General features: G+C 55.5%; 20 protein-coding genes. 15 read left to right on the top strand and 5 right to left on the bottom strand.

Annotated features, from left to right (window positions below; translation table 11 throughout):
- Positions 1-36 precede the first annotated feature (36 nt).
- The 6 genes from GMET_RS07790 (at position 37) to GMET_RS07765 (ending at position 7,284) form a co-directional block, all read left to right on the top strand.
- Positions 37-1,437, top strand: a complete 1,401-nt coding sequence (locus GMET_RS07790) for an efflux RND transporter periplasmic adaptor subunit (RefSeq protein ID WP_004511518.1) — start codon at positions 37-39, stop codon at positions 1,435-1,437.
- A gap of 38 nt (positions 1,438-1,475) precedes the next feature.
- Entirely contained in the window at positions 1,476-4,613 is a 3,138-nt protein-coding gene (locus GMET_RS07785; protein WP_004511519.1) for an efflux RND transporter permease subunit, read from the top strand.
- A 77-nt stretch (positions 4,614-4,690) separates the two neighbouring features.
- A complete protein-coding gene (locus GMET_RS07780; RefSeq protein WP_004511520.1) occupies positions 4,691-5,173 on the top strand; it encodes a hypothetical protein in 483 nt (160 codons plus the stop codon).
- A gap of 73 nt (positions 5,174-5,246) precedes the next feature.
- Positions 5,247-6,152, top strand: coding sequence for a GerMN domain-containing protein (locus GMET_RS07775; protein ID WP_004511521.1), 906 nt, complete (start codon positions 5,247-5,249; stop codon positions 6,150-6,152).
- Positions 6,153-6,177: 25 nt separating this feature from the next.
- Positions 6,178-6,600, top strand: coding sequence for a cytochrome c (locus GMET_RS07770; protein ID WP_238378996.1), 423 nt, complete (start codon positions 6,178-6,180; stop codon positions 6,598-6,600).
- Between the two features lie 36 nt (positions 6,601-6,636).
- Positions 6,637-7,284, top strand: a complete 648-nt coding sequence (locus tag GMET_RS07765) for a YHS domain-containing protein (protein WP_004511523.1) — start codon at positions 6,637-6,639, stop codon at positions 7,282-7,284.
- Between the two features lie 33 nt (positions 7,285-7,317).
- On the opposite strand, the gene GMET_RS07760 is transcribed toward GMET_RS07765, so the two are convergent.
- Positions 7,318-9,078, bottom strand: a complete 1,761-nt coding sequence (locus tag GMET_RS07760; RefSeq protein ID WP_004511524.1) for a sigma-54-dependent Fis family transcriptional regulator — start codon at positions 9,076-9,078, stop codon at positions 7,318-7,320.
- Between the two features lie 595 nt (positions 9,079-9,673).
- On the opposite strand from GMET_RS07760, the gene GMET_RS07755 reads away from it, so the two are divergent.
- From GMET_RS07755 to GMET_RS07720, 9 genes are all read left to right on the top strand, one after another.
- The gene (locus tag GMET_RS07755; RefSeq protein ID WP_004511525.1) at positions 9,674-10,720 is read left to right on the top strand and encodes a glycyl-radical enzyme activating protein; all 1,047 of its coding nucleotides are present in this window, start codon (positions 9,674-9,676) and stop codon (positions 10,718-10,720) included.
- A 59-nt stretch (positions 10,721-10,779) separates the two neighbouring features.
- Positions 10,780-10,953: a benzylsuccinate synthase gamma subunit family protein gene (locus GMET_RS07750; protein ID WP_004511526.1), complete on the top strand. Its 174-nt coding sequence runs from the start codon at positions 10,780-10,782 to the stop codon at positions 10,951-10,953.
- Between the two features lie 25 nt (positions 10,954-10,978).
- Positions 10,979-13,567: a benzylsuccinate synthase subunit alpha gene (locus tag GMET_RS07745; protein WP_004511527.1), complete on the top strand. Its 2,589-nt coding sequence runs from the start codon at positions 10,979-10,981 to the stop codon at positions 13,565-13,567.
- Between the two features lie 66 nt (positions 13,568-13,633).
- Entirely contained in the window at positions 13,634-13,861 is a 228-nt protein-coding gene (locus tag GMET_RS18315) for a benzylsuccinate synthase subunit beta (RefSeq protein WP_004511528.1), read from the top strand.
- A gap of 141 nt (positions 13,862-14,002) precedes the next feature.
- Entirely contained in the window at positions 14,003-14,887 is an 885-nt protein-coding gene (locus GMET_RS07740; protein WP_004511529.1) for an AAA family ATPase, read from the top strand.
- Positions 14,884-16,593 (top strand): vWA domain-containing protein, encoded by a 1,710-nt coding sequence (locus GMET_RS07735; protein ID WP_004511530.1) that lies wholly within the window; start codon positions 14,884-14,886, stop codon positions 16,591-16,593. The genes GMET_RS07740 and GMET_RS07735 overlap by 4 nt, the downstream gene beginning before the upstream one ends.
- 70 nt (positions 16,594-16,663) lie before the next feature.
- Complete coding sequence (locus tag GMET_RS07730) at positions 16,664-18,025, top strand: OmpP1/FadL family transporter (RefSeq protein WP_004511531.1); 1,362 nt, start codon at positions 16,664-16,666, stop codon at positions 18,023-18,025.
- 69 nt (positions 18,026-18,094) lie between these two features.
- Entirely contained in the window at positions 18,095-18,886 is a 792-nt protein-coding gene (locus GMET_RS07725; RefSeq protein WP_011365842.1) for a sulfite exporter TauE/SafE family protein, read from the top strand.
- Positions 18,887-18,980: 94 nt separating this feature from the next.
- Entirely contained in the window at positions 18,981-20,438 is a 1,458-nt protein-coding gene (locus GMET_RS07720) for an FAD-dependent oxidoreductase (RefSeq protein WP_004511533.1), read from the top strand.
- Positions 20,439-20,516: 78 nt separating this feature from the next.
- On the opposite strand, the gene GMET_RS07715 is transcribed toward GMET_RS07720, so the two are convergent.
- The 4 genes from GMET_RS07715 to GMET_RS07700 all read right to left on the bottom strand — a co-directional run bounded on the left by GMET_RS07715 (position 20,517) and on the right by GMET_RS07700 (position 23,951).
- Complete coding sequence (locus tag GMET_RS07715) at positions 20,517-20,942, bottom strand: cyclic nucleotide-binding domain-containing protein (protein ID WP_004511534.1); 426 nt, start codon at positions 20,940-20,942, stop codon at positions 20,517-20,519.
- A 264-nt stretch (positions 20,943-21,206) separates the two neighbouring features.
- Entirely contained in the window at positions 21,207-21,956 is a 750-nt protein-coding gene (locus tag GMET_RS07710) for an SDR family NAD(P)-dependent oxidoreductase (protein WP_004511536.1), read from the bottom strand.
- A gap of 28 nt (positions 21,957-21,984) precedes the next feature.
- Positions 21,985-22,731, bottom strand: a complete 747-nt coding sequence (locus tag GMET_RS07705) for an SDR family NAD(P)-dependent oxidoreductase (RefSeq protein WP_004511537.1) — start codon at positions 22,729-22,731, stop codon at positions 21,985-21,987.
- A gap of 47 nt (positions 22,732-22,778) precedes the next feature.
- Entirely contained in the window at positions 22,779-23,951 is a 1,173-nt protein-coding gene (locus tag GMET_RS07700) for a thiolase family protein (protein WP_004511538.1), read from the bottom strand.
- Between the last annotated feature and the right edge of the window lies 1 nt (position 23,952).

Below are 23,952 nucleotides of genomic sequence, written 5' to 3'. Positions count from 1 at the left end.
CATTGAACTATTCTCCATAAACCGCGAGGTACGATCATGAAATTGAGTGCAAAGGTAGCAGTTCCGGTGGCAGTGGTTCTCCTGGCCGCGGCAGGCGGCGGGGGGTACTACCTGTGGCACAACCAGAAGGCGGAGACCGCAACAGGAGCAAAACAGGGGGAAAAGGCCGCCCAGGGGAAGGTGCTCTACACCTGCGCCATGCATCCCTTCATCATCAAGGACAAGCCCGGTACCTGCCCCATTTGCGGGATGGAGCTCATCAAAAAAGTGGAAGGCGCCCAGGCAGATGCCAAGGAAATGGCCATGCTCGAGCATGTTTCCCTCTCGCCTTCCCAGCAGGTGATGGCCAATGTTGCCACCGTTGAGGCAAAGACGATGCCCCTCACCAAGGAGGTGAATGCTGTCGGCATCGTGCAGTACGACCAGTCCCGGCAGGCGAAGGTCACCGCGTGGGTGGCGGGCCGCATTGACAGGCTCTACGTCAACACCGTTGGCGCCTATGTGTCCAAGGGAAAACCGGTGGCCGAGGTCTATTCGCCCGATCTCGTCTCCGCTCAGCAGGAATACCTCCTGGCACTGAAGAGCCGCGACCGGTTCAAGGACTCCCCCATTGCCTCCATCTCCCAGGGGGGAGAGGGGCTCGTGGCCTCGGCCCGGCAGCGGCTCCTCCTCATGGGGGTAAAGGAGCACCAGATCGCAGGGCTTCAGAAGGCCGGTCGTCCCAATATCCGTCTTCCTATTTACACCCCCCTCTCGGGGGTGGTGATCGAGAAGATCGCCATTGAGGGGCAGTACGTGAACACGGGGGATCCCCTCTTCAACATCGCCGACCTCTCCACCGTCTGGGTGGACGTGGAGGTCTACGAAAACGAATTCTCCTTCATAAAGCTCGGCCAGCGGGTCGACATCGTTTCCCAGTCTTATCCCGGTAAGACCTTCTCGGGTCGGGTGTCGTTCGTCTACCCCTTCCTCGACCCCAAGACCCGGACGGTCAAGGTGCGGGTCCAACTTCCCAATCCAGGCCTGAAGCTCAAGCCGGACATGTTCGTGAACGCGTCGGTCAAGGTGCCGCTCGGCACCGCCGTGACCGTGCCGGTGGCCGCAGTGATGGACACCGGTAAGCGGCAGGTAGCATGGGTTGAGATGAAGCCGGGAATGTTCGAGCCCCGGGACGTGAAGGTGGGCGCCCGGGTGGGGGACATGCTCCAGGTGCTCTCCGGGGTGAAGGCAGGCGAAAAGGTTGCGGCATCGGGCGGGTACCTGATCGACTCCGAAGCGCAGCTGAAAGGGACTGGCGGCGGCCATGCCGGCATGCCGGGGATGAAGATGGAGGAGAAAGGCGCTCCGGCTCCCCCGGCCGGTCATGAAGGGCACACGCCGTCCGCTCCTCCCCAGAAGAAGGGGGGCGGCATGGATATGGGTGATATGAAAATGTAATTTGATCAGGGACCGGACGCCGGTCCCGGAGGTTCACTGTGATTGAGAAAATCATCGACTACTCCGCGAGAAATCGCATCATTATCATCATGATCTTCGCCCTGATTGTGGCTGCGGGGGTATGGGCGGTCTACAGGACGCCGGTTGACGCCATTCCCGACCTCTCCGACAACCAGGTGATCGTCTTCACCGAATATCCGGGACGCTCGCCGCAGGTGGTGGAGGACCAGGTGACCTATCCCCTGGCCGTAAACCTCCAGGGGCTGCCCCAGGTGCGCGCCGTCCGGGCGTCGAGCGCCTTCGGCTTCTCCATGATCTATGTCATCTTCGAGGACAAGGCCGACATCTACTGGGCCAGAACTCGGGTGCTGGAGCGCCTCAACTACGCTGCATCGCTCCTGCCGCCCAACGTCCGCCCGACGCTTGGCCCCGACGGCACCGGCGTCGGCCATGTCTTCTGGTACACCCTGGAAGGAAAAGGATATGACCTGGAACAACTCCGGACGCTCCAGGACTGGTTTGTCCGCTACCAGCTGAACACCGTCCCCGGCGTGGCCGAGGTGGCCTCCATCGGCGGATACGTCCGCGAATACCAAATCGACCTGGATCCCAACCGGCTCTTCGCTTACAACGTCAAGGTTGATCAGGTTATGGAGGCGGTGAAGCGCTCCAACAACGACGTGGGCGGCAGGCTCATGGAACAGGCCGACGCCGAGTACCTGATCCGCGGCAAGGGGTACATCAAGTCTCCCAAGGACCTGGAGGACATCGTGGTCGGCGCCGACATGCGCGGCACGCCGGTCTACGTCAAGAACCTCGGCACCGTGCAACTGGGGGGCGCCATCCGTCGGGGGCTCCTCGACATGAACGGCGAAGGGGAGGCGGTGGGCGGCATCGTGGTCATGCGCTACGGCGAGAACGCCAAGGACGTCATCGACCGGGTGAAGGAGAAGATCAAGTCTCTGGAGCAAGGGCTTCCCCCCGGCGTAAAGATTATGGTCTCCTACGACCGCTCCGATTTGATCATGCGGGCCATTGACACCCTGAAACACTCGCTGCTGGAAGAATCGGTGGTGGTATCCCTGGTGATCCTCGCCTTCCTCCTCCACTTCCAGAGCTCCCTGGTGATCGTGCTGACCCTCCCAATTGCGGTGCTGATCTCGTTCATCACCATGAAGCTCATGGGGGTCACCTCCAACATCATGTCCCTGGGGGGGATCGCCATTGCCATCGGCGTGCTGGTGGACGCCGGGGTCATCATGGTGGAAAACTGCTACCGGCACCTCTCCGAGCTCCCCCCCGAGGAGCGCAAAGAGAAGCGGCTGGAGGTGATCATCACAAGCGCCAAGCAGGTGGGACGAGCGATCTTTTTCTCCCTGGCCATCATCGTCCTCTCCTTCGTGCCGGTCTTCCTCCTGGAGGGGCAGGAAGGGAAGATGTTCCACCCCCTCGCCTTCACCAAGACTTTCTCCATGGTGGGATCGGCCTTCATCGCCATCACGCTCGTGCCGGTCCTCATGTTCTTCTTCATGCGGGGGAAGATGCCGCCTGAGAGCTCCAACCCGGTTTCCATGTTCTTCATCCGGCTCTACTCGCCGGTGATCCGCTGGGTACTGAAGTGGAAAAAGACCACCATCGCCCTTAACCTCGTGGCCCTGGCCATCGCCATCCCGATGTTCATGACCCTCGGCTCCGAGTTCATGCCCCCTCTTGACGAGGGATCGCTCCTCTACATGCCGGTGACGCTCCCCAACATCTCCATAACCGAGGCGAAGCGGCTTATCCAGGTGCAGGACACAGTCATCAAGAGCGTCCCCGAGGTGGAGCACGTCCTCGGCAAGGTGGGGCGCGCCGAAACCTCCACCGACCCGGCGCCGGTCTCCATGTTCGAGTCGATCATCATCCTGAAACCCAAGGAGAAGTGGCGGGCCGGGGTCACCAAGGCCGACATCGTCTCGGAGCTGGATGCCAAGCTCCAGCAGATCGGCGTCAGAAACGGCTGGACCCAGCCGATCATCAACCGGATCAACATGCTCTCCACCGGGGTCAGGACCGACCTGGGGGTCAAGATCTTCGGCAACGACCTGAACGTCCTCAAGGACCTGGCGGTCCAGGCCGAGGGGATTCTGAAGACCGTTCCCGGCGCTGCCGACGTGGTGGCCGAGCGGGTCACCGGCGGCAACTACATCGACATCGACATCGACCGGGAGGCCGCGGCCCGCTATGGGGTGAACGTGGGCGAAATCCAGGATGTCATCGAGACCGCCCTGGGGGGCGAGATGCTCTCCACCTCGGTGGAGGGGCGCAACCGCTTCCCGATCCGCATCCGCTATATGCGCGACTATCGTGACAATATCCCGGCCATCCAGCGCATCCTCGTGGGCGGCATGGAGGGGGCTCAGGTGCCGCTGTCGCTCGTGACGAAGCTCAAGGTCTCCACCGGTGCGCCGGAGATCAACAGCGAGGGAGGGCTGCTGCGCTCCATCGTCTTCCTCAACGTGCGTGGCCGCGACATGGGGGGCTTTGTGGGTGAGGCAAAGACCGTCCTCGAAAAGAACCTGAAGCTCCCGGCGGGTTACTACGTGGCATGGTCGGGACAGTGGGAGAACCAGGTCCGGGCCAAGCAGCGCCTCCAGATCCTGGTGCCGGCGGGGATGCTCATCATCTTCATTCTCCTCTACTTCACCTTCCACTCGGCCCTGGAGGCGAGCATGGTCATGCTCTCGGTCCCCTTCGCCCTGGTGGGGGGGGTCTACCTGGTGAAGGCCCTCGGCTACAACATGTCGGTGGCAGTCTGGGTCGGCTTCATCGCCCTCTACGGCATCGCCGTGGAGACTGGGGTGGTGATGGTCATCTACCTCCATGAGGCCTTGGACAAGAAGCTCATCAACGGGCCATGCACCGAGCAGGACATCTATGATGCCACCTTCGAGGGGGCGGTGCTGCGGCTGCGCCCCAAGCTCATGACCGTGGCAGTGGCCCTCATCGGCCTGATACCGATCATGTGGTCCAGCGGTACCGGCGCCGACGTCATGAAACCGATCGCGGCCCCCATGATCGGGGGGATGATCTCCTCGGCCATCCATGTCCTCATCATGACGCCGGTCATCTTTGTGTTGATGAAAAAACATGATCTAAAAAAGGGTAAACTGAAGTATTCAGGGATGAAGCATTAGCTGTAGAGTCGCTCCGTGGGCGGCTCTCAGGAAGGGTCATTGACCCATTTCAACACACCATAAAAAGGAGAAGAACAATGAAGAAATTGCCAGTAGTCATCGCAGTGGCAACCTTTGCCCTGGCGGCCCCCCTTGTTTCCCACGCGGAGATGGATCACGGCTCCATGAAGATGGACCACGGTTCAATGAAGATGGATCACGGGGGTGACGTCGCCCACCAGGAGGTGGTGGACGGGGTGAAGGTCACCTTCAAGGTGATGAGCATGGCCGAGCACATGAAGGGAATGAAGATGGAGATGCCGAAGGGGATGAAGGAGACCCACCACATCGCCGTTGAGTTCAAGGATGCGAAGAGCGGCAAGGCGATTACCGAAGGAGAGGTGAAGGTCAAAGTCCAAGGCCCCAACAAGTCCGAGCAAGTCAAGGACCTGATGGCGATGCAAGGACATTTCGGCGCCGATTTCGACCTCTCCAAAAAGGGGAAGTACGGCGTCATGGCCAAGTTCAAGCTGGCCGACGGCAAGGTGAGAAGTGCCAAGTTCTGGTACGTGGTGAAGTAAGAAAGATCGGCGTCAAGTCGGCACCAGGGGTGACCGGTTATCCGGTTGCCCCTTTTTCCACCGGGAGTGCCTTATGGGAAAGGTTCGCATAGCGTTGGTGGCAATCCTTGTTCTGATTGCCTTGGCTGGCTGCTCCAAAGAGCAGAAAAACGTCCCAGGGAAACAGGTCCGCGTTTCGGCCACTGGGGCATATGAGAAGTATTTCGGCCCCGCTCCGACCACCGACAAGGGAACCTGCTACGCTTTCGTCATCTATTTCCCCTCAGCAAAAGAGCCGGGCAAGGTGGTCCCGTTTCCGTTCTTCACCTTCGATCAAAGTTCCTTGAAGAAGGTGGCGGTCGAGCGTCTGCTAGGAGGCATGGATGTGGGGAGTTACAAGGGTGAATTCCTCCAGCTATTTGCTCCCGGCACGCGCATCCTCGGCCTTGCCGAGCAAAATGACGCCGTAACCGTGAACTTCAGCAAGGAAATCCTTGCTGCAAAAGCCGATGCCGTGGTTGAAAAGGCCCTGCTCGATGCGGTCGCCCTCACCCTTTCCCAGTTCAGCGGGGTTCGGGAGGTGCGGATGCAGATCGAAGGAAAAGAAAGCGGCACCGTGGACGGCAAAGACGTCGCGATGTTCCTCGGCCATGGAGGTCCGCTGAAACCGCAGGAAAGCGCCGTCCTCCACCCCTCTCCCCCTCGCCTTCTGAGCGTCACTGCCATGAAGGAGAAGGGGGCAAAGGAGGTAGAAGAGGTGAATGTCTTCTTCGACCGGCCGCTGGAGATCAAGGAGTTGAACATAGCCGGGGGAGACAACAAGCGATTCGACGGCGAAGTCTATCACTCGGTCTTCGATATGGCGGCGGTTTTGAAGCCGAAGGCCCCCTCCCTGTTCAAAGCCGGAATGCCGGTAAAGGTCCGCTGGAAGGTAACCGACAAGGTCGGCCGTTCTGCTGAAGGAGCCGGCGAGTTTCCGCTGGAAGTGCAGGAGCACTGATACGATTCAGGAGAGAACACGAATGATGAAGAAAGCAACAATGCTGGCGGCGTGCATTCTTCTGCTGACACAGGGGGGAGCTCTCGCTCACGGAGGCGAGATGCACGGGAAGAAACACCGTGACACCAGGATGGACAAACTCCACCGGATAATGCCCATGTATGCCGAGGCCCAGACTAAGATCAACGGCGCCCTGGAGAAAGGGGATGCCACGACTGTCGAGGCGGAGGCGGGGGAAATGGCCGGGACCATTCCCGATCTGAAGAAAGCGAAGCCCCACAAGAATCTGAAGAAGATTGACACATTCAAAAAAATCGCTGATGACTTCGGCTCGAAGGTAACGGCAACGGTGGCCTTGGCGAAAAAGGGAGATATTGCTGGCGCCAAGACTGCCTTCAAGAAGGCCGAGGAGAAGTGCAACGAATGCCACGCCACGTTTCGCGACTGACGCGACCTGACGGCCATGGGGCCGGGGAGAGACATCATGGAAGAGACCGGACAACTGTCGGAGAAAATTCGCAAGCGCCTCGACAGGCACCTGAACGAACTTGCGGAGAGGCAGAAGCAGATCGACAGCACGATGAAGGAGATGCTGGGTCAACGTGAGCGATTTGCCGCTGCCGCCCATCGCCTCCTGGAATCCGTTGTCCATCCCAGGATGGTGGAGTTGTCGCACCAATTCGAAAACGCCTTCGTTTCCGATCGGCATTCCGGCACCGACTTTTACTGCTCCTGCGAGTTTGCCCACACGCCGCGCTTTCCCGCCACTGTCACTCTCGACATCGGTCTGTTTCCAGAGGAGACGGGCGAAAAGGTGGCGATCCGCTCCACTCTGGACATACTTCCCACGCTAATGGAGTACAAACGAAACGACGAGACAACCCTCCCGCTCGAAGGCTCTGATGAAGCGGTTGGCCGGTGGGTGGAAGAAAAAATCCTTGAATTTGTCGACACCTACCTTCGGCTGGAAACCCATCCCCTCTATCAGAAAGACTATACCGTCGTGGACCTGGTCTGCGGCATGCCGATCTCGGCGACCACTGCCCCATGCAGGATCGAGCTACACGGCCGCGCGCTCTATTTTTGCTCGGAACACTGCAAGGATGCCTACCTGAAGGAGAAAGCCCCCTAGTGATTTAGGCTACAGGCGGCAACCAACAATTACTCACTTCAGTGGATAGTTTGACGAATCTCGGGATTTCGCTCTGACTCGTATGGATTTGACGATTGCATTGTCATGCTGGTGCTCGAGTCGATAGGCCAACTGGGCACGGGTCAGACCGAGCATTCTCGCCGCAGCGGAAAGGTTCCCTTTGGCCTTTTCCACGGCGGCGTTTGCCAGCATGTTATTGGCCTGTTCCATTGTTATCCTGCCGCTCAGGATGGCATCGCAGAAGCTTTCACCACTTTCCTCCTGGTCGGCGCTCAAGCCCCCTTTGACATCAAGCGCAAACTCGTGGAGTCCATCGTTTTTGTACGAAGGAAACATATGGTTTATATGGATGTGGGTGCCGTTCGGCGCAAGCATTACAGCGCGTTCGACAACATTCTGCAGTTCACGGATGTTGCCGGGCCATTGATAGGCGAGCAAAGCCAGCTTTGCCTTGTCGGAAAATCCGCGCAGCCTCTTGCCGTTGATCGCGGAGTACTTCTTGAGGAAGTGCTTGGCGAGAAGCAAAATGTCCAACTTACGCTCTCTGAGTGACGGAATGTTAATCTGCAGCGCGTTGAGCCGGTAATAAAGATCGGATCTGAATTTTCCCACCTCAACCAGGTTTCGCAGGTCGATGTTTGTTGCCGCTACAAGACGCACGTTTACTTTATGTGTTTTTGTCCCGCCGAGACGTTCAACCTCTCCCTCCTGAAGCACCCGAAGTAGTTTTGCCTGCGCCGAAAGGGGGAGATCTCCCACCTCGTCAAGAAATAACGTGCCTCCGTCGGCTCGCTCAAAGCGCCCGGGGCGAGATATATGTGCGCCCGTAAATGCGCCTTTTTCCACGCCAAACAGTTCGGATTCCACAAGGTCGTGTGGAATGGCGGCACAATTGATGGCGATGAACGATTCCTTGCTACGTGCCCCCTTCTCATGGAGAGTGCGCGCAAATACCTCCTTGCCAACTCCTGTTTCTCCAAGCAACAGTACCGTAATCTGGCTATCAACTGCTTGCGTAAGAAGATCGTAAGCGGCGAGAAAAGCAGGCGAATTCCCCAGCACATCAGAAGGCAATTTTTTTTCACCCATTGCGGAACGTAAGTGCACAACCTGATTCTGAAGACCGATGAGCTGGTCGGTAATGGATTCCTGATTCATCATTAGTGAAAAATCGCTGGAATCATCCCATTCCTCGACTGGTTTACCGACAAGGTAGCAGTGGTTCGCGCCAGCAGCGAAACAGTTTACTTCCCTGCAAAGAATTTGCTTGCCCATAAAAGCTGAGCAATAGCCGCTCGAGTAGCCCTGTAAATACCAACACACCCCTTCGGTGGACTCACCATAATGGCGCAGGTATGCCTGACTCTCCCAGGAATTCTCCAAGAGAGCCTCGACATAAAACGTACCTGCTTTCCGATCAATTTCTAATTTGGGGATAGTGGTCTTGGCATTTCCTTCCAATGTGAATAAGAGTGGCCCGGCCATGAAATTCTCATTATCAGTTACCCTATCCCGGCTGATATGGGTGAGTTCATAATCACTTATGCCGGTAGCATAGCCTATGCGCATGATCACGCCCCGCGCACGGCCCACTCCGAGAGTTTCGATCAACTCACGGCGCAATTTCGCATGAGAATCCGCATGAACAAGAAGCATACGGTGCTCAGACAACCATATCTCGCCGGTTTCGCTTGAAAAACGCAATTGCGAACGTAGATTGTCACTGACCACGGTACTTGCAGAGCTTTCCTTCGCGAGCTTACGCTTTTTCACTATGCCACCTTTCTCGATAAATGCCTCAGAAGTGACCCAGCAATATCTAACATTGTTTTATATGTCGCTTTTACTTAAATTGCAATTATATACAGTCAGTACTCCGAACTTACTATACCCCGGGCAACGGCAAATTATAAAAAGCATTGCATTATTGACTAGTTATATTATCAAAGCCTCTTCACCCCCCTCAAACTGGCAAGCGCCCCATCGCCCACCACAACTCCACAGTTATTCAAGTGTATAAAAAAAATGTTCATCATTTTCTGAAATATTGAATCCTGAGAGCAGTATTTAGAAAATAATCAAACTTTTTCCCGTCACACTTTCATTCTCGCATAGTGCCGCCCCTCCCCCCAAATCGCTTCCCCCACCCCCACCAACACAAAATACAAACAAAATTTTAGCACCTAAATCATATCATAACATGGCGATTTAAAAGAAGCTATGTCTAGTTGTCAAATATACACTAAATACAATGTGAGACTTGTTTAATGTCTTATGAAACACTGTTTTGGCACAACTGCTGCTAATGCTCTACTAGAAAGCACGTTCGGTTCAGCAGCATACCCTTTGTCAATCAGGGAGGTGCACCATGCTCACTCCACTCATCACCGAAATTCAAAGATTCTGCCTCCATGACGGCCCCGGCATCAGAACTACCATCTTCGTCAAGGGCTGCCCTCTCCATTGCCCATGGTGCCATAATCCTGAGAACATAAATCCTAAGCAAGAGTTCTATTATCATGCAAGCAAATGCAGTAATTGCGGACAGTGTCTGACAGCTTGTCCATCGGGTGTTGATAATCCTGAGCATGACGACTGTATTGGGAAAACGACCGATAGATCTCATTGCACATCATGTTTCCAGTGTGTATCTGCCTGCCGGTTTGGCGCACGTGAAACAGTAGGCAAATTCATTTCGATAGAAAGCATTGTCCAGGAGGCTGTGTCCGATCGAATCTTTTACCAGCATAGCGGAGGTGGTGTCACGGTCAGTGGCGGAGAGCCTCTGATGTATCCTGAATTCACCCGTGATCTGACGTATAGACTGAAAGTAAAAGAGAATGTTCATGTAGCGATAGAGACATCTCTGTTTGCCGAATGGCATAATATTGAACCCCTTCTGAAGTACGTAGATCTTTTTATTGTCGACATCAAAACCCCTGATCCCCAAAAGCATCAACACGTTATCGGTGGTTCCCTGCACAAAATCTTATCGAACCTGGAACGGCTCCTGGAAGCCAGGGCAACAGTACGTACCCATCTCCCGATCATTCCCGGCATCAACGACACCAGTCAAGATTTCGAAGCCTATGCAGAGTATCTGGGGCAGTTCGCCAACCAACTGTCCGGAGTCGACATCCTTCCCTATCACTCCTATGCGACGGGGAAATATGTGCAACTGGGGCGCAGCTATCAATACCTGGGGGTTCCCGACCTTCCGGCACAGCAGCTTACCCCCCTGGTTAACGCACTCAGGCAGCAAGGAATTCGAGAGATTACCCTCGGCGGTATGGTTGGGTCGTCACCAGCAGTTGAAAATGTTGCCGGCACGAGATCGCTGAAGCCAAGGCGGGATTATTTTTCACGCCCGGTTTATTCGCCGCAGGGAAGGGGGGTGGTGGTCACTCAACGCTAATCGCGCTGTATCACGACAAATCCGCAGGATGTCAACCATGCACATAAAGGAGATTCGAAATGACCACTTGTAAGAATTGCTCATTCTATTTTGCCGTTCCTGAAAATGCCGGGGACTTTGAAGCAGGCAAAGGAGACTGCGTTATCGAAAAGGAGGACGCAAAGGGTAAATACTGGCTGTCCAAGCCGACCAGGAACGATTCTCCATCATGTAAAGCATTCAAAACAGCATAACAAATGATCAAACAGGGGGTTATTCATGTCAACGGTTGCTGCATCAATTAAGTACAATGACAAGGTTGTCGATTTTCCGCTGGCAAATCAGGAAGAAAATGCAATAGCTGATGAAGTACTTCATGAAAATCTTGCCCGTCCCACCACGGAGAGGACAAAGAGACTCAAGGCACGGTGCCGCTGGAAGCATGCCGCAGCGGGAGAATTTGTCGATGCGGAGGTTCGGGCCGGCATCGAGCGGATGCGCTTCATCACCGAAGCGCACAAGGCGAGCGCAGGGCAGCCGGAAGTGATCAGAAGAGCGTTGGGACTCGCGAACATATTGAACAAAAGCACGCTGGTCCTGCAGCAGGACGAATTCATCATCGGCTACCACGCCGAAGACCCCGAGATGTTTCCGCTCTATCCTGAACTCGCCTATATGGCGGTTCAGGACTACCTCATGAGTGACTACTCCCCCCAGCCCAAAGAAGAAGCTGCGGAGATCAACGAATACTGGAAGAAATACAGCATGCAGGCCAAGGGCGAGCGGTATTTCACCCAGGAAGAACTCCTGCAGATGTACCAGGTGAGCACCATGGAGGCTCCGGGGTTCGCCACGGGCTACAACAGTATCAGCCCCCCTTACGAAACGGTGCTGCAGGACGGTCTGTTGAAACGGATTGAAATGGCGCACGAGAAGATCGAGCATGCCAAAAGGGAAATGCAGAAGATTCCATGGGATGCAACAACCGGACTGGATTGGATAGCCAAGATCGATGTCTGGAAGGCAATGATCATCGCCGATGAAGCCGTGATCAACTGGGCCAGGCGCCACGCCCGTCTCGCAAAAATTGTTGCCGAGAATTTCGAAACAAACCCTGCAAGAAAGGAAGAATTGCTGGAGATAGCTGAGATAAGCCACCGCGTGCCGGCAGAGCCGTGCAAAGGCTTGAAAGATGCGTTCCAGGCCAAATGGTATACCTACCTGATCTGTCATGCCATAGACCGCTATGCCAGCGGTTATGCCCAAAAAGAAGACGAGATGCTGGAGCCCTATTACAACATAAGCGTCAAGGAGAAATCCTTCCAGCCCATGACCCACACCGATGTGGTGGAAATGGTTGAAATGGAGCGACTGAAGATCTCGGAACATGGCGCAGGGAAGTCCAGAGCATACCGCGAAATCTTCCCCGGTTCCAACGACCTGTTCATTCTGACCATCGGCGGGACCAAGCCCGGTTATGTGGATGCCTGCAGTGACATGACCGATGCCATTCTCGAAGGTGCAAGGAACATCAGAACCACGGAACCGTCCATCGTGTTCAGGTGGCATCCGGTCGGCCGCGAGAAAACCAAACGCCTTGTTTTCGAGTGCATCCGGGATGGCCTGGGGTACCCCTCAATCAAGCATGACGTCATTGGTACGGAACAACTGAAGTATTACAGCCAGTTCAGCAAGAATAACAATGGGGCGACCGATGACGAGGCCCATTACTGGGGCCTGGTGTTGTGCATGTCTCCCGGTGTATGTGGCAGGCGTAAGACCCATAAGACAAGGTCGGAAGGTGGCGGCTCGATCTTCCCGGCCAAGATGATGGAAATCGTCCTTGCAGACGGGTTTGACTGGTCCTATTCGGGCATGCAGCTGGGTCCGCACACTGGGGACCCTACGACATTCAAGACGTTTGAACAGCTGTGGGAAGCGTTCAGGAGCCAGTATGCCTACGCGACGAGCAAGGTGATCCGTGCCAAGGACATCATGCGTTATTACGAATCGAAATTCCTGCAGATGCCTTTCGTCTCCAGCATCGATGATGGCTGCATGGAGCTGGGCATCGACAGCATGGAACTTTCCGAGCAGCCGAACGGTTGGCATAACCCCATCACGACAGTCGTTGCCGCCAACTCCCTGGTTGCCATCAAGAAACTGATCTATGACGAGAAGAAGTACACGATGGCCCAGCTCGTCACTGCTCTCCGCGCAAATTGGCACGGCTACGAGGATATGCGCCAGGATTTCCTGAATGCACCCAAATGGGGCAATGACGACGAATATGCCGATACCATCATCAAGAAATTTTACGAGGATATCATTGGCGGCGAGATGGCAAAGATCACCAATTATTCGGGTGGACCAGTACTTCCCGTAGGTCAGGCGGTCGGACTCTACATGGAAATCGGGTCACGGACCGGTCCAACCCCGGATGGCCGTTTCGGTGGCGATGCCGGTGACGACGGGGGTATTTCTCCCTACATGGGGACGGACAAAAAAGGACCGACTGCCGTACTGAAGTCCGTTTCCAAAGTGCAGAAAAACCAGAAAGCCAATCTGCTCAACCAGAGGCTTTCCGTGCCGATCATGCGTAGCGTGCATGGTTTTACTATCTGGAAATCCTATATGGATGCCTGGGAGAAACTCAACATAGATCATGTCCAGTTCAACTGCGTGAGCACTGCAGAGATGAAGGCCGCTCAAAAGGAACCCGAAAAGCATCAGGATCTCATCGTCAGGGTTTCAGGCTTCAGTGCCCGCTTTGTGGATATCCCGACCTATGGCCAAAACACCATCATCGCCAGAAACGAACAGGCCTTCGGTGCCGATGATCTTGAATACCTGAACACACAACTCTAACAAATACATCCACGTGGGGGCATTCCCGGCGGGATGTCTCCACGTGGCCCGGGACAGGAGGCAACAGTGAGCGCAACAAGTAATGGCAACATGATGCACGAAGAGCCTGGCACGAAGAAACCGTGTCAATCATGCAAATGGCAGATAGCGGACCCCACCAACCCGCTTCGGGGACAGTGCACCGTCAACAGAAATGCCATGGGTGGCGTGTGGAAACGGTGGGTAACCGACGTAAACAGGATGACCTGCGGCAAACATGAAGTCGGCAAGCTCAGCTTCAGAGAACATGTGTGATACTGGTCAGGCGGGGTAATTCTGGGCAATCTGGTCCCACCAGGCTTTGACTGCCCCGTTATTACAGACCGGGAAGACGGCGGTACCGACATCGGTGCCGCCTGTCACCTTTACCTGAAGACCACCGTGAGGACACATCGTATGTCAGCCAGTAAACAGAGTAACTTATCGGTACCCCAGGAAGATCCCTATTTTTATGTAAGCAAGGACGTGGCGGATATTTTTGAAAAGATCCACCAGCTATCGCAAAAAAAACCGGTGAACGTGCTGATCTCCGGTAGGCAGGGATGTGGAAAGTCTTCCCTGGTAAGGCAGTATGCCGCCATCTACCAGAACCCGTTATCGACGTTTCAAGTCGGCATACTTTCCGAGCCTGGCCAGCTGTTTGGTGAATACGCACTGGAAGCCGGAGAGACGAAATATAAACAGTTTCTGTTCCCCGAGGCTATCCAGACCCCCAACTGTGTCATTCACCTGGAAGAGATCAACCGGCCGGAACACCCGAAGGCCTTGAATATGCTTTTCTCCCTCTTGTCCGACAGCCGCGAGGTCTGGCTCGAAGAGCTGGGACAGGTAAACGTGGCGAAAGGGGTGGTGTTCTTTGCCACCTTGAATGAGGGGGACGACTTTGTCGGGACTGAACTGCTCGATGCCGCCCTGCGTGATCGCTTTTACTTTTTGCTGATGGATTATCTGCCAAACGACGTGGAAAGAGAGGTGTTGGTAAAAAAAACCGGCATCTCCGCTGTGCAGGCAGACGACATCATCTCCGCCCTTAACTTCCTGAGAAGCCATTCCGATCTCAGGATCGACGTATCGACCAGAACGGCCCTCATGATCGGCGATATGATGGCAGTCGGCGCAAGCTTGCGACAGGCCCTGGCCGTGAGTCTCCAGACCAGCCAGGAGGCGCTTGAGTCGGTGCTCATCGGTCTCCATGTCAACAAGGGGTACACCGAGAGCGTCGGCAATGAATACGTTCTGTTCGACCACACCTGGCAACAGCACACCAGAGAATATCGATGATTCATTCCGAAAAAACCTCTCGGGACGGTAAAGCTCAGGAACGTTTCCTGATAGCCGGTGAAAACGGTTTTTCCGAATACTGGCGCAGGGACAAATCGCCCGTTGAGATACTGGAACTGGCGAAATTGCTGCGTGGCATCAGAAAGGTGGTTTCTCAAGTCGGCAGAAACAGCGGCAGCGTAGTCTGGGAAGGAATGCCGATTACCCGATCCGACAGCATCGAAATTGATCCCTCACCGATCATGGGACGCTATCCGATCCCCGCAGTTCAGGCCGACATTGCAATAGGGCTCGCCATCAGAAGCGCCTACCTGAAGACGGAATGGACCGGCCATGTCCTGAAGCTGGCCCAGACAAAACTCGAACTCCCTCCGATGTATGCATACAAATTTTCCCTCTTTCTGGATATTGCGGAAAAGGTTTATGCGGATCTCGTTGCCAACAGGAGCATCCTCGGCCTGTATGCGGCAAAGGCCCGGGAATGGGAGATTGCGAAAGCGGCAAAACAGTTCATCAGCCCCCCCTCATTCAGCGAGCTGCTGCACATCTGGTGGCGGATCGCCGCCGATGCGGAACAAGAAACCTACAAACAACCTTACGAGGATCATTCCGTCGTGGAAATGGCTGGAAGAGCCTCCACAAGCCAGCCCTATACCAAACCCATGGCGCTTCTTAACTCCATTGTGGAAGATTTGATCACACACTGCGCCGCTCTGCCGAGCGTGACTGAACGCTGTGAATACCGGTTGAACCGTTATGCCTCCATTTTCAATGAGTTGCTGGAAATGGTGAAATTCTGGCCGGCCGACAGGAAGGACCCCTTTCTGCTTTCCGCGGATTTCACGGAAGACGTGGCTCAGGAAGACCAGGAAATGGACGCGGTCAAGGCTACCCTCCTGAGTTTTGCGGACGAGATCGAAAGCACTATTGAGACGAAGCATGTGGATTTCACCGAGCAGGTACGACTGCTCGTGGCCAATTTTGGCGATGTGGTTCGCGTGGAAGGGAATGACATCGTCATGCCGGCGAAGAAGAATGTCGATAACGCCCTCCTCTACAAGCTGAAAACAGTGCTCCAGTTGGCTGCCCAGCGAAACATCTCCTTCAGCAGAGGCCTGGATTCGGGGAGGATCGATCGCACGCGCCTATACCGGGCGCCCACAACCGGCTCTATTTTCAACCTGAAGAAAACGAAGTACGAATTGCACAACGATATAGTTCTCCTTGTGGACTGCACCGGTTCCATGTCGGAACCCACCAAATGGTCAAAGGCAGAACTCATCTATCAGACGCTCTTTACGGCCATCCATGATTACAACGCCAATGCCCGGATCTTTGCCTACAACGAACGGAATGAGACCTGCCGGATCACGGAAATTTTCAAGCAGGGCCAATTCTTTTCCGTTACTCCCCATGGCAGAACCGCTTCTGGCGAGGCCATCATCGCCACGGCAATAAGCCTCAAGCCAGGCGCACGCAAACCATTTATCATCCATATTACCGATGGGGCATCCAACTGGGGGTGCGGGGTGCGCGACGCCATCGCCTACTGCAAGAAGAAGAAGATAAACCTGCTGACCCTGGGGCTTGAATGCGACCCCATGAACAAAACTGCTCTGTCGGAAGAATATGGCGAAATGATCCAGTTTGTTAACACTATGGAGCAGTTTCCAAATGTGTTTAAAAAACTTCTTTCACCCAAGTAAAGAGAAATGAGCCATACCCGTTGGCGATCAAGGCAGGGCAAACAAAATATCTTTCGGTAAAGGTGAATCAATGAAATATAAAATTGTAACACCGTACACCTTGGCAATGGTCGCAATCATAGTGTCGACTACGTTGCGAGTGTCTTATGCAACAGATGTGTTCCGGCTCGAGGGGTTTGGCCCCGTATCGCGCGGCATGGGGGGGGCCGCAACGGCATTTGATGTCGGCGCAGCGGGAATGATGACTAATCCGGCAACACTGTCGCTGATGGGCGCCGGTTCTGAAATCCACGTGGGCCTGGACGTTGTTGTGACCGATATTTCCGCTAAAAATAAGGCAACAGGGGAAAATGCCTCGTCTGACTCCCACTCCAATAACCGTGGCCCCTATGCCGCACCCGAAGCGGGATTTGTCTATCGGGCCGCCCCCCTGACCCTTGGATTTGGTGCGTTCGCCCAAGGTGGACTGGGAACGGAGTATGGAAGGAATACCTTTCTTTCCCGTGCCTCCGGCAACCTGGACACAGGGCTTGATAATTCCAGCCGTCTGCTGGTTTTGAATGTCCCCTTCGCAATAACCTACGATATCAACGAAAAGTTGACCATAGGAGCCGCCATCGATGCAATGTGGGAAGGTCTGAACCTGGAACTCCTGCTGCCGGCAGAAGATGTTGGCGCTCTGATCCAGGGGGGGCGCGTTACCGGCAGCTTGCTCCCTGTACTGGGAGGACTCCCCGACTTACGCGGCGCTCATTTCAGCATGACGAAAAATCAACCCATCGCAAGCGGCATAGATGCGTGGGGTTTCGGCGCCCGGATCGGGGGGGTCTACAAACTGTCCAAGGACACTATTATTGGCGCCGCGTACACCATGGAAAGCCGGATGGCGGACATGGAAGGCAATGCCACCATGACTGCAGTCGACGGGAGTGCGGGACAGATTCCGCTCAAGGGGAAGATAAAGTTGGGTGGCCTGCAGATGCCGGCCCAGCTGGATATTGGCGTCAGTCACCAGATCAACGAACATTGGTTGGTGGTTGCGGATATCTCGCGGGTTTTCTGGAAGAATGCCGTGAAAGACCTGAAGGTCCATTTCGTGACCGATAACGGTGAGGATATCCATATCTCCTTACCTCAGAACTACAAGGATCAGATGATTTATTCCCTTGGTGTCGCATACCGAACAGGGCACTGGACGTTGCGCTGCGGTGGGCGGATTGCCAGCCAGGCCATGCGCTCCGACACGGTGATTGCGGTCATACCCGCCATTCCCACCAAGCATGCATCGGCAGGATTCTCGTATGATTTTTCGGCGGCGAACACGGTGGATTTTGCCTATTCCCATGCGTTTGAGGAATCGTTCGACAATGCGAACACACGGCTTGTGCATTCGCAGAACAACTTCAGTATTGCCTATACCCACAGGTTTTAACCTGAATCGGCCAGTTGGCGATAATGGATCCGGCAGCGGATTGTTTTTGCGTTGATGATGGGAAGGCTGATGCCAATGTGGTTAACCTATATCACTATCGGGACATTTGCCGGGCTTTCTGCCGGTCTGTTTGGTGTCGGGGGCGGTTTGATCATCGTGCCGATACTCACGTTTATGTTCACCGCCCAGCATCTGCCGGAAGAACATATCCTCCATCTGGCCCTCGGCACATCCCTGGCCTGCATCATGTTCACCTCCATTTCCTCCCTGCGTGCCCATCACCGGCATGGAGCCGTGGATTGGGCTGTGGTGCGACGTATCAGCTTCGGCATCATAGCCGGTACATATACAGGTTCATGGGTCGCCGCCCAGCTCTCAACCCGCTTTCTCAAAGGGTTTTTCGTCTTGTTCCTCTATTACATCGCCACGCGAATGCTGCTCGATATTAAGCCCAAACCCCACCGCCAGCTTCCCGGCCGTACAGCTCTGTTTGGCGTCGGCGGGCTGATCGGCTGCGTTTCCAGTTTGGTCGGCATCGGCGGCGGCAGCATGTCGGTCCCGTTTCTTGTCTGGTGTAACGTTGCCTTTCACCGGGCTATCGGCACATCGGCGGCAATCGGTTTTCCAATCGCGCTGGCCGGAGCTGTCGGCTACGTGATTAATGGTCTACAGGTGCCGCTTCCCCCACACTCTTTCGGTTTTGTCTACCTCCCTGCGCTGTTCGGTATTGTCGTCGCAAGTATCGTGACTGCGCCGCTTGGCGCAAAACTGGCACACAACCTGCCAATTTATAAATTAAGGCTTGTTTTTAGCTTGCTGGTGATCGTGATGGGAACCAAGATGCTGCTGAGCCTGTTCTAAAGCGGATCAGCCATGGCAGGCTGGAGCAAAACTTGGAAATGGAGCAAACACTGTTCCGAATCATTTTACCGATTAGAGGTCAAGCGGGAGCGGTATGAATCCGGCAACCAGTTGGGACAGAACCGTTGATGTGGTCGTCATCGGCTATGGCGGCGCCGGAGCGACGGCGGCCATTGCCGCCCACGATGCCGGGGCCGCCACACTGGTTCTCGAAAGCACCCCCCAAGGGGGAGGGAATACCCTGGTCTCTTTCGGCGGGTTCATCAGCCATAACGACCCAATCAAAGCGCTTGCGTATGTCAGAGCGCTTTTTGATTCTTCCCATTCGGATAGAGATGATCGATTGTTGCGGGTTTTTGTCGAAGAATCGGCAAAAACTCCCGACTGGCTTAAAACATTAGACAATGAAGTTGCTTTTCAAACCTATGGCGGCGCCGGCTATCCTCAACTTGCCGGCGCCGAGGCGATCATTAGATATGTCGTAAAAGGCGCTAACCGGGGAACAACGGCCTTTGCCCGGAATCTATGGCAGCTGCTCTCCCAGGCCGTAGAACGCCACAGGAATATCCCGGTTCTGACCCGAACTCCGGCGAAGCGCCTTGTTACCGGTGGTAACGGTGAAGTAACCGGAGTTATTGCCCAGTCTAAAGGGGATGAAATTGCGATTCAGGCAAGACGTGGCGTCATCCTTACGAGCGGCGGATACGAATTCGACCCGATAATGCTCAAAAACAGCGTCAAAGGAAGTCCCCTTTACTCACTGGGACATCCCGGCAACCGGGGGGACGGGCTTCGCATGGCACAAAAAGTCGGCGCAGCTTTATGGCACATGAACGGCGTCTCCTGCGCCTTCGGATTCAAGGCGCCTGAGTTTGACTCAGCGCTGTTGATGTCCATCGGCACCACCGGCCAGATATTTGTCGACAGGAACGGCAAACGCTTTGTTAACGAAAGCGCCGTGGAACGTCAGGCCGGTTTATTGGCGGTAGATTACTTCGACAGCCATGCCCTTTCCTATCCTCGTATCCCTTTTTACCTGATTTTTGATGAAAATAAGCGCAAGCGGGAACCGGTTTCCGGCTTGATCGGTCTCGGCTCTGCCGGCAGCCGCTACTCCTGGAGCAAAGACAATCGTACAGAGATCGACAACGGCTGGATCGTGCAGGCTGAGACCATAGCCGACCTGGCCCGGCAACTGGGAATCTCCGGTTTGACCCTGCGTGATACCATTAAACAGTGGAATGCATCCGTACGGGCGGGAAAGGACACGCTCTTCGGGCGCGAGATTAAGGAAAATAGTGATCTGGCCATGATCCATACCGGGCCGTTTTATGCCATGGAAATTTATCCCTCGCTGGCTAACACCCAAGGCGGACCACGGCGCAATGAACGGGCACAGATCGTCGATCCCTTCGGCGATCCGATACCGGGATTGTACGGAGCCGGAGAACTCGGTTCCCTCTGGGGATTGGTTTATCAGGGTGGGGGCAATATTGCCGAATGTCTGGCCTTTGGGAGAATTGCCGGTGTGAGTGCGGCGGCAGGCAGGTGAAATGCCGCAGATTCTGGATTTGTCAGCAATCTGCGGCATTTCACTGCCTTAGTCCTTAGTGATTGTTGAAAGCCTTCATTAGTGCAGGCGGGCGAGCACCGCTGCGGCCACATTGTTCATCAGCACCTGCCCCAGGGCCTGATTGTTTTCCGACATCTCCCGCAACCTCGCCCCGTTGATGTCCACGACCCTGACCGGCTTGGTCGCCCGGGCGGAAGAAGTGTAGTGGTATGGTTTTATCAACGATGAAACGCCGAAGATCGCCCCGGGGACGACGGAACAAACCGTGGAGTTTGCAGCGGATCCTGCCCCGCCATTGCTGTAGAACAGCTCCACGCCCCCTTCCAGCAGGAGCATCAGGTTGTCGGCCTTACTGTTTTCCTTGAAAATAACGCTACCCGTGGGAAAGGATTTCTCCTCGCTGATCAAGGCAATATCCTTGAGCTGTTCGTCCGTCAGTGAGGCGAAGAAGCGATAAACCCGCAAGCGTTCCGGTGAAATCATGGCTGTTCCTCCTTTGAAACCGTGTACACTGTCTCCCCTTCCTGCCGCTCCGGATACGAGGCACCTCTCAGGGAGACTCTACCTTCAGGTAGGACTTACCGTCCTCCGAGCATCCCAGACGAATTTTCAGGCCGCCGGAAAAGGTGATTTCCGTAGGGAAAAGTTCATCATCGCTCGTGTATTCCAACCTGTCACTATTCTCATTCTTCATGTCTCACCATTCCTTTCACACCCCTGACGTTACGGTGGCTGCGGTGTTGCCGATCACCCTGCAAACAGACTTCTCCCGCCACAGACATAGAAGACCTGACCGGTAATGAACGACGCTTCGTCATCCAGGAAAAAGAGGACAGCATTGGCGATATCTTCGTCCTCACCGATCTTCCCCATCGGTTGCTTGGCAAGAAAGCCGAGCCGGTTCTTTTCCGGAAGCTCGTCCCACATGGGGGTGTGGATGAGGCCCGGAGCGATGCAGTTGACCGTTACCCCCTTGCGCCCCAGCTCCAGTGCCAGGGTCCTGGTAAGCCCCACCAGGCCGGCCTTGGCCGATGAGTAGGGTGCCTGTCCCGCCCCTCCGAGCCACGCCCTGGAGGCGATATTGACGATCCGCCCTCCTCCTTGTTCGATCATGTGGCCATGCGCCGCCTGGCTGCAGAGGAAAGCCCCCTTCAGGTTGACGTCCACCGTCAGATCCCAGTCCGTCTCACTGAGATTTCTCAGGGCGCCGGCCCGTTCCATCCCCGCATTGTTGACGAGGATATCCAGGGAGCCGAACCTCTCGACCGCGCTTTTCACCATCTCCTGAACGGCGGAGGTTTTGCAGATGTCGGCCACCACACCCATTACCTCAAACCCTTGTGCCGAAAATTCCTTAACCGTCTGATCGACTTTTTCCGAAACAATGTCGTTGATGACGATCTTCACCCCCTTTTCCGCAAGCCGCTGCGCTGTCTTCTTCCCCATACCGCTTGCCGATCCGGTTATCAATGCCACCTTCCCCTGTAAACCTGCCATGATCTTCCTCCCGATGTGACGTCCGCCCCTACGCGGACATTGACGAATAGATGCTCTTGCCACCGCAGACGATAAGGTTCTGCCCCGTGACATAGCCGCTCAGGCCGGAGGCAAAATACGCAGCGGCATAGGCAATATCCTCCGGCTTGCCCAGACGCTGCACCGGCAACTTGGCAGCCCCTTTCTCCTCCTCTTCAGGGGAGAGGGGACATTCTGCCGTCTTGACGTCCCCCTTCAGGATCTGGTTTACGGTAATACCGTCCTTTGCCAGCTCCAGGGCAAACGAGCGTGTCAACCCGAAGATGGCTGATTTTGCGGTGCTGTAGTTGGCCTGCTTCGCTGTCCCCAGATAATCGAGGCTGCCGATGTTCACGATCCGGCCATACTTGTTGTTCTTCATCACCGGGATCACGTTCAGGGAGAAGGAGACCAGCGGAGTGATATTTTCTTTCAGGGAGCGCTCCCAGGTCTCGACGGTCCCTTCGGTGATCGGTACGCCGTCCCTGTGGTCGATGGCATTGACCAGGATGTCTATCGAGCCGTGTTTCCCGGCAATACCGTCTATTGTGCTCTTGACTGCGCCGGAATCTGCACCGTCTACGGCAATAACCTCCGCTTCACCCCCTGCCGCTGCCACCAGGGCAGACACCTTGTCCAATTCCTGCCGATCCGTATCGATCAGGACGACTCGCGCGCCGAGTTTCGCGAATCGGACGCTGATCGCCCCTCCTATATCGTTTGCCGCTCCCACTATCAGTGCTGTTCTGTCTTTCATGACTGCCTCTCCTTACCCGTTGAGGATTTATTGGTCAGATGCCTCGCTTACCACCCCTTTACCAGCATGTGCATGGTGCACGCCGCATGCTCGGTGCCGGAGAGCCCGCCGCCGGTGACGTGGGACATGGCAACCTTCGGAGTCGGACCGACCTGGTAACCGCCGCATTCCCCCCGCAGCTGCTTCACGTTCTGGGCGATCTGGGCCGCACCGGAAGCGCCGATCGGGTGGCCGTAGGAGAGCAGCCCACCCCGTGGACTCACCACGCACTGGCCGCCATAGGTGGACTGGCCGTCCCTCAGGAACTTGAGGCCATCTCCCTTTTTGCAAAGCCCCATGCATTCGTAATAGAGAAGCTCGGCAATGGTGAAGGCGTCGTGCAATTCGAGAATATTGACCTCTTTCGGGCCGATCCCCGACTCCTCGTACAACTTTTCCGAAGTGGTCTCGGTGATATCGTCGCCGGTAATGTCCCGCGGCCGGTTATGGTACGGACCCGACTCCACCACCACACCCGCCACCTTGACCGGCTTGGCAATCCCCAGTTTCTTCATCATCTCCTTGGAACCGACCACCACGGCGGCAGCGCCGTCGGCAATGCCGCAACACTGCTGCAGGGTCATGGGATAGGCAACCATCCGGGAATTGACCACTTCTTCCACCGTGATCGCCCCCTTGAACCAGGCATAGGGGTTGTGGGTGGCGTGCTTGCGGTTTTTCACCGTGATCATCGCCAGATCCTCGATGGTGGCGCCGGTCTCATGCATATAGCGGGTCGCCCGCATGGCGTATTTGCCGGTCATGACCGCCCCGTGCATGGTTTCTATGTCTGACCTGGCCGCACTGAACGCGGCTCCGCTCTGTCTGTGCATGGTGTGGTTCTCAGTGCCGACTCCGATGGAGAGGTCGGTAACTCCGGTGGCCACATCCTTAATGGCGCAGAAGACTGCCATGGCGCCGGCTGAACAGGCGCTCTGCACATTGATAATCGGCAGATTGGGCCCGCACATCCCCAGCCCCCTGAAAACAGCCTGGCCGGTCGTCATGTCGTTCATTCCGTTTCCCACATAGGCGCTCTGGATCATGTCCGGTCGGTCGATGTTCGATCCATTCATCGCCTGCAGAGCAGCCTCCCTCCCCAACACATCGAAATCGACCGTATGCTTGCCGAATTTCGTTTCCCCCACCCCTGCTATGTATACTTCACGCTGTAATTTCATA

Source organism: Geobacter metallireducens GS-15, from assembly GCF_000012925.1.
Classification (GTDB): domain Bacteria; phylum Desulfobacterota; class Desulfuromonadia; order Geobacterales; family Geobacteraceae; genus Geobacter; species Geobacter metallireducens.
This window is presented reverse-complemented; position numbering and strand designations above follow the sequence as displayed.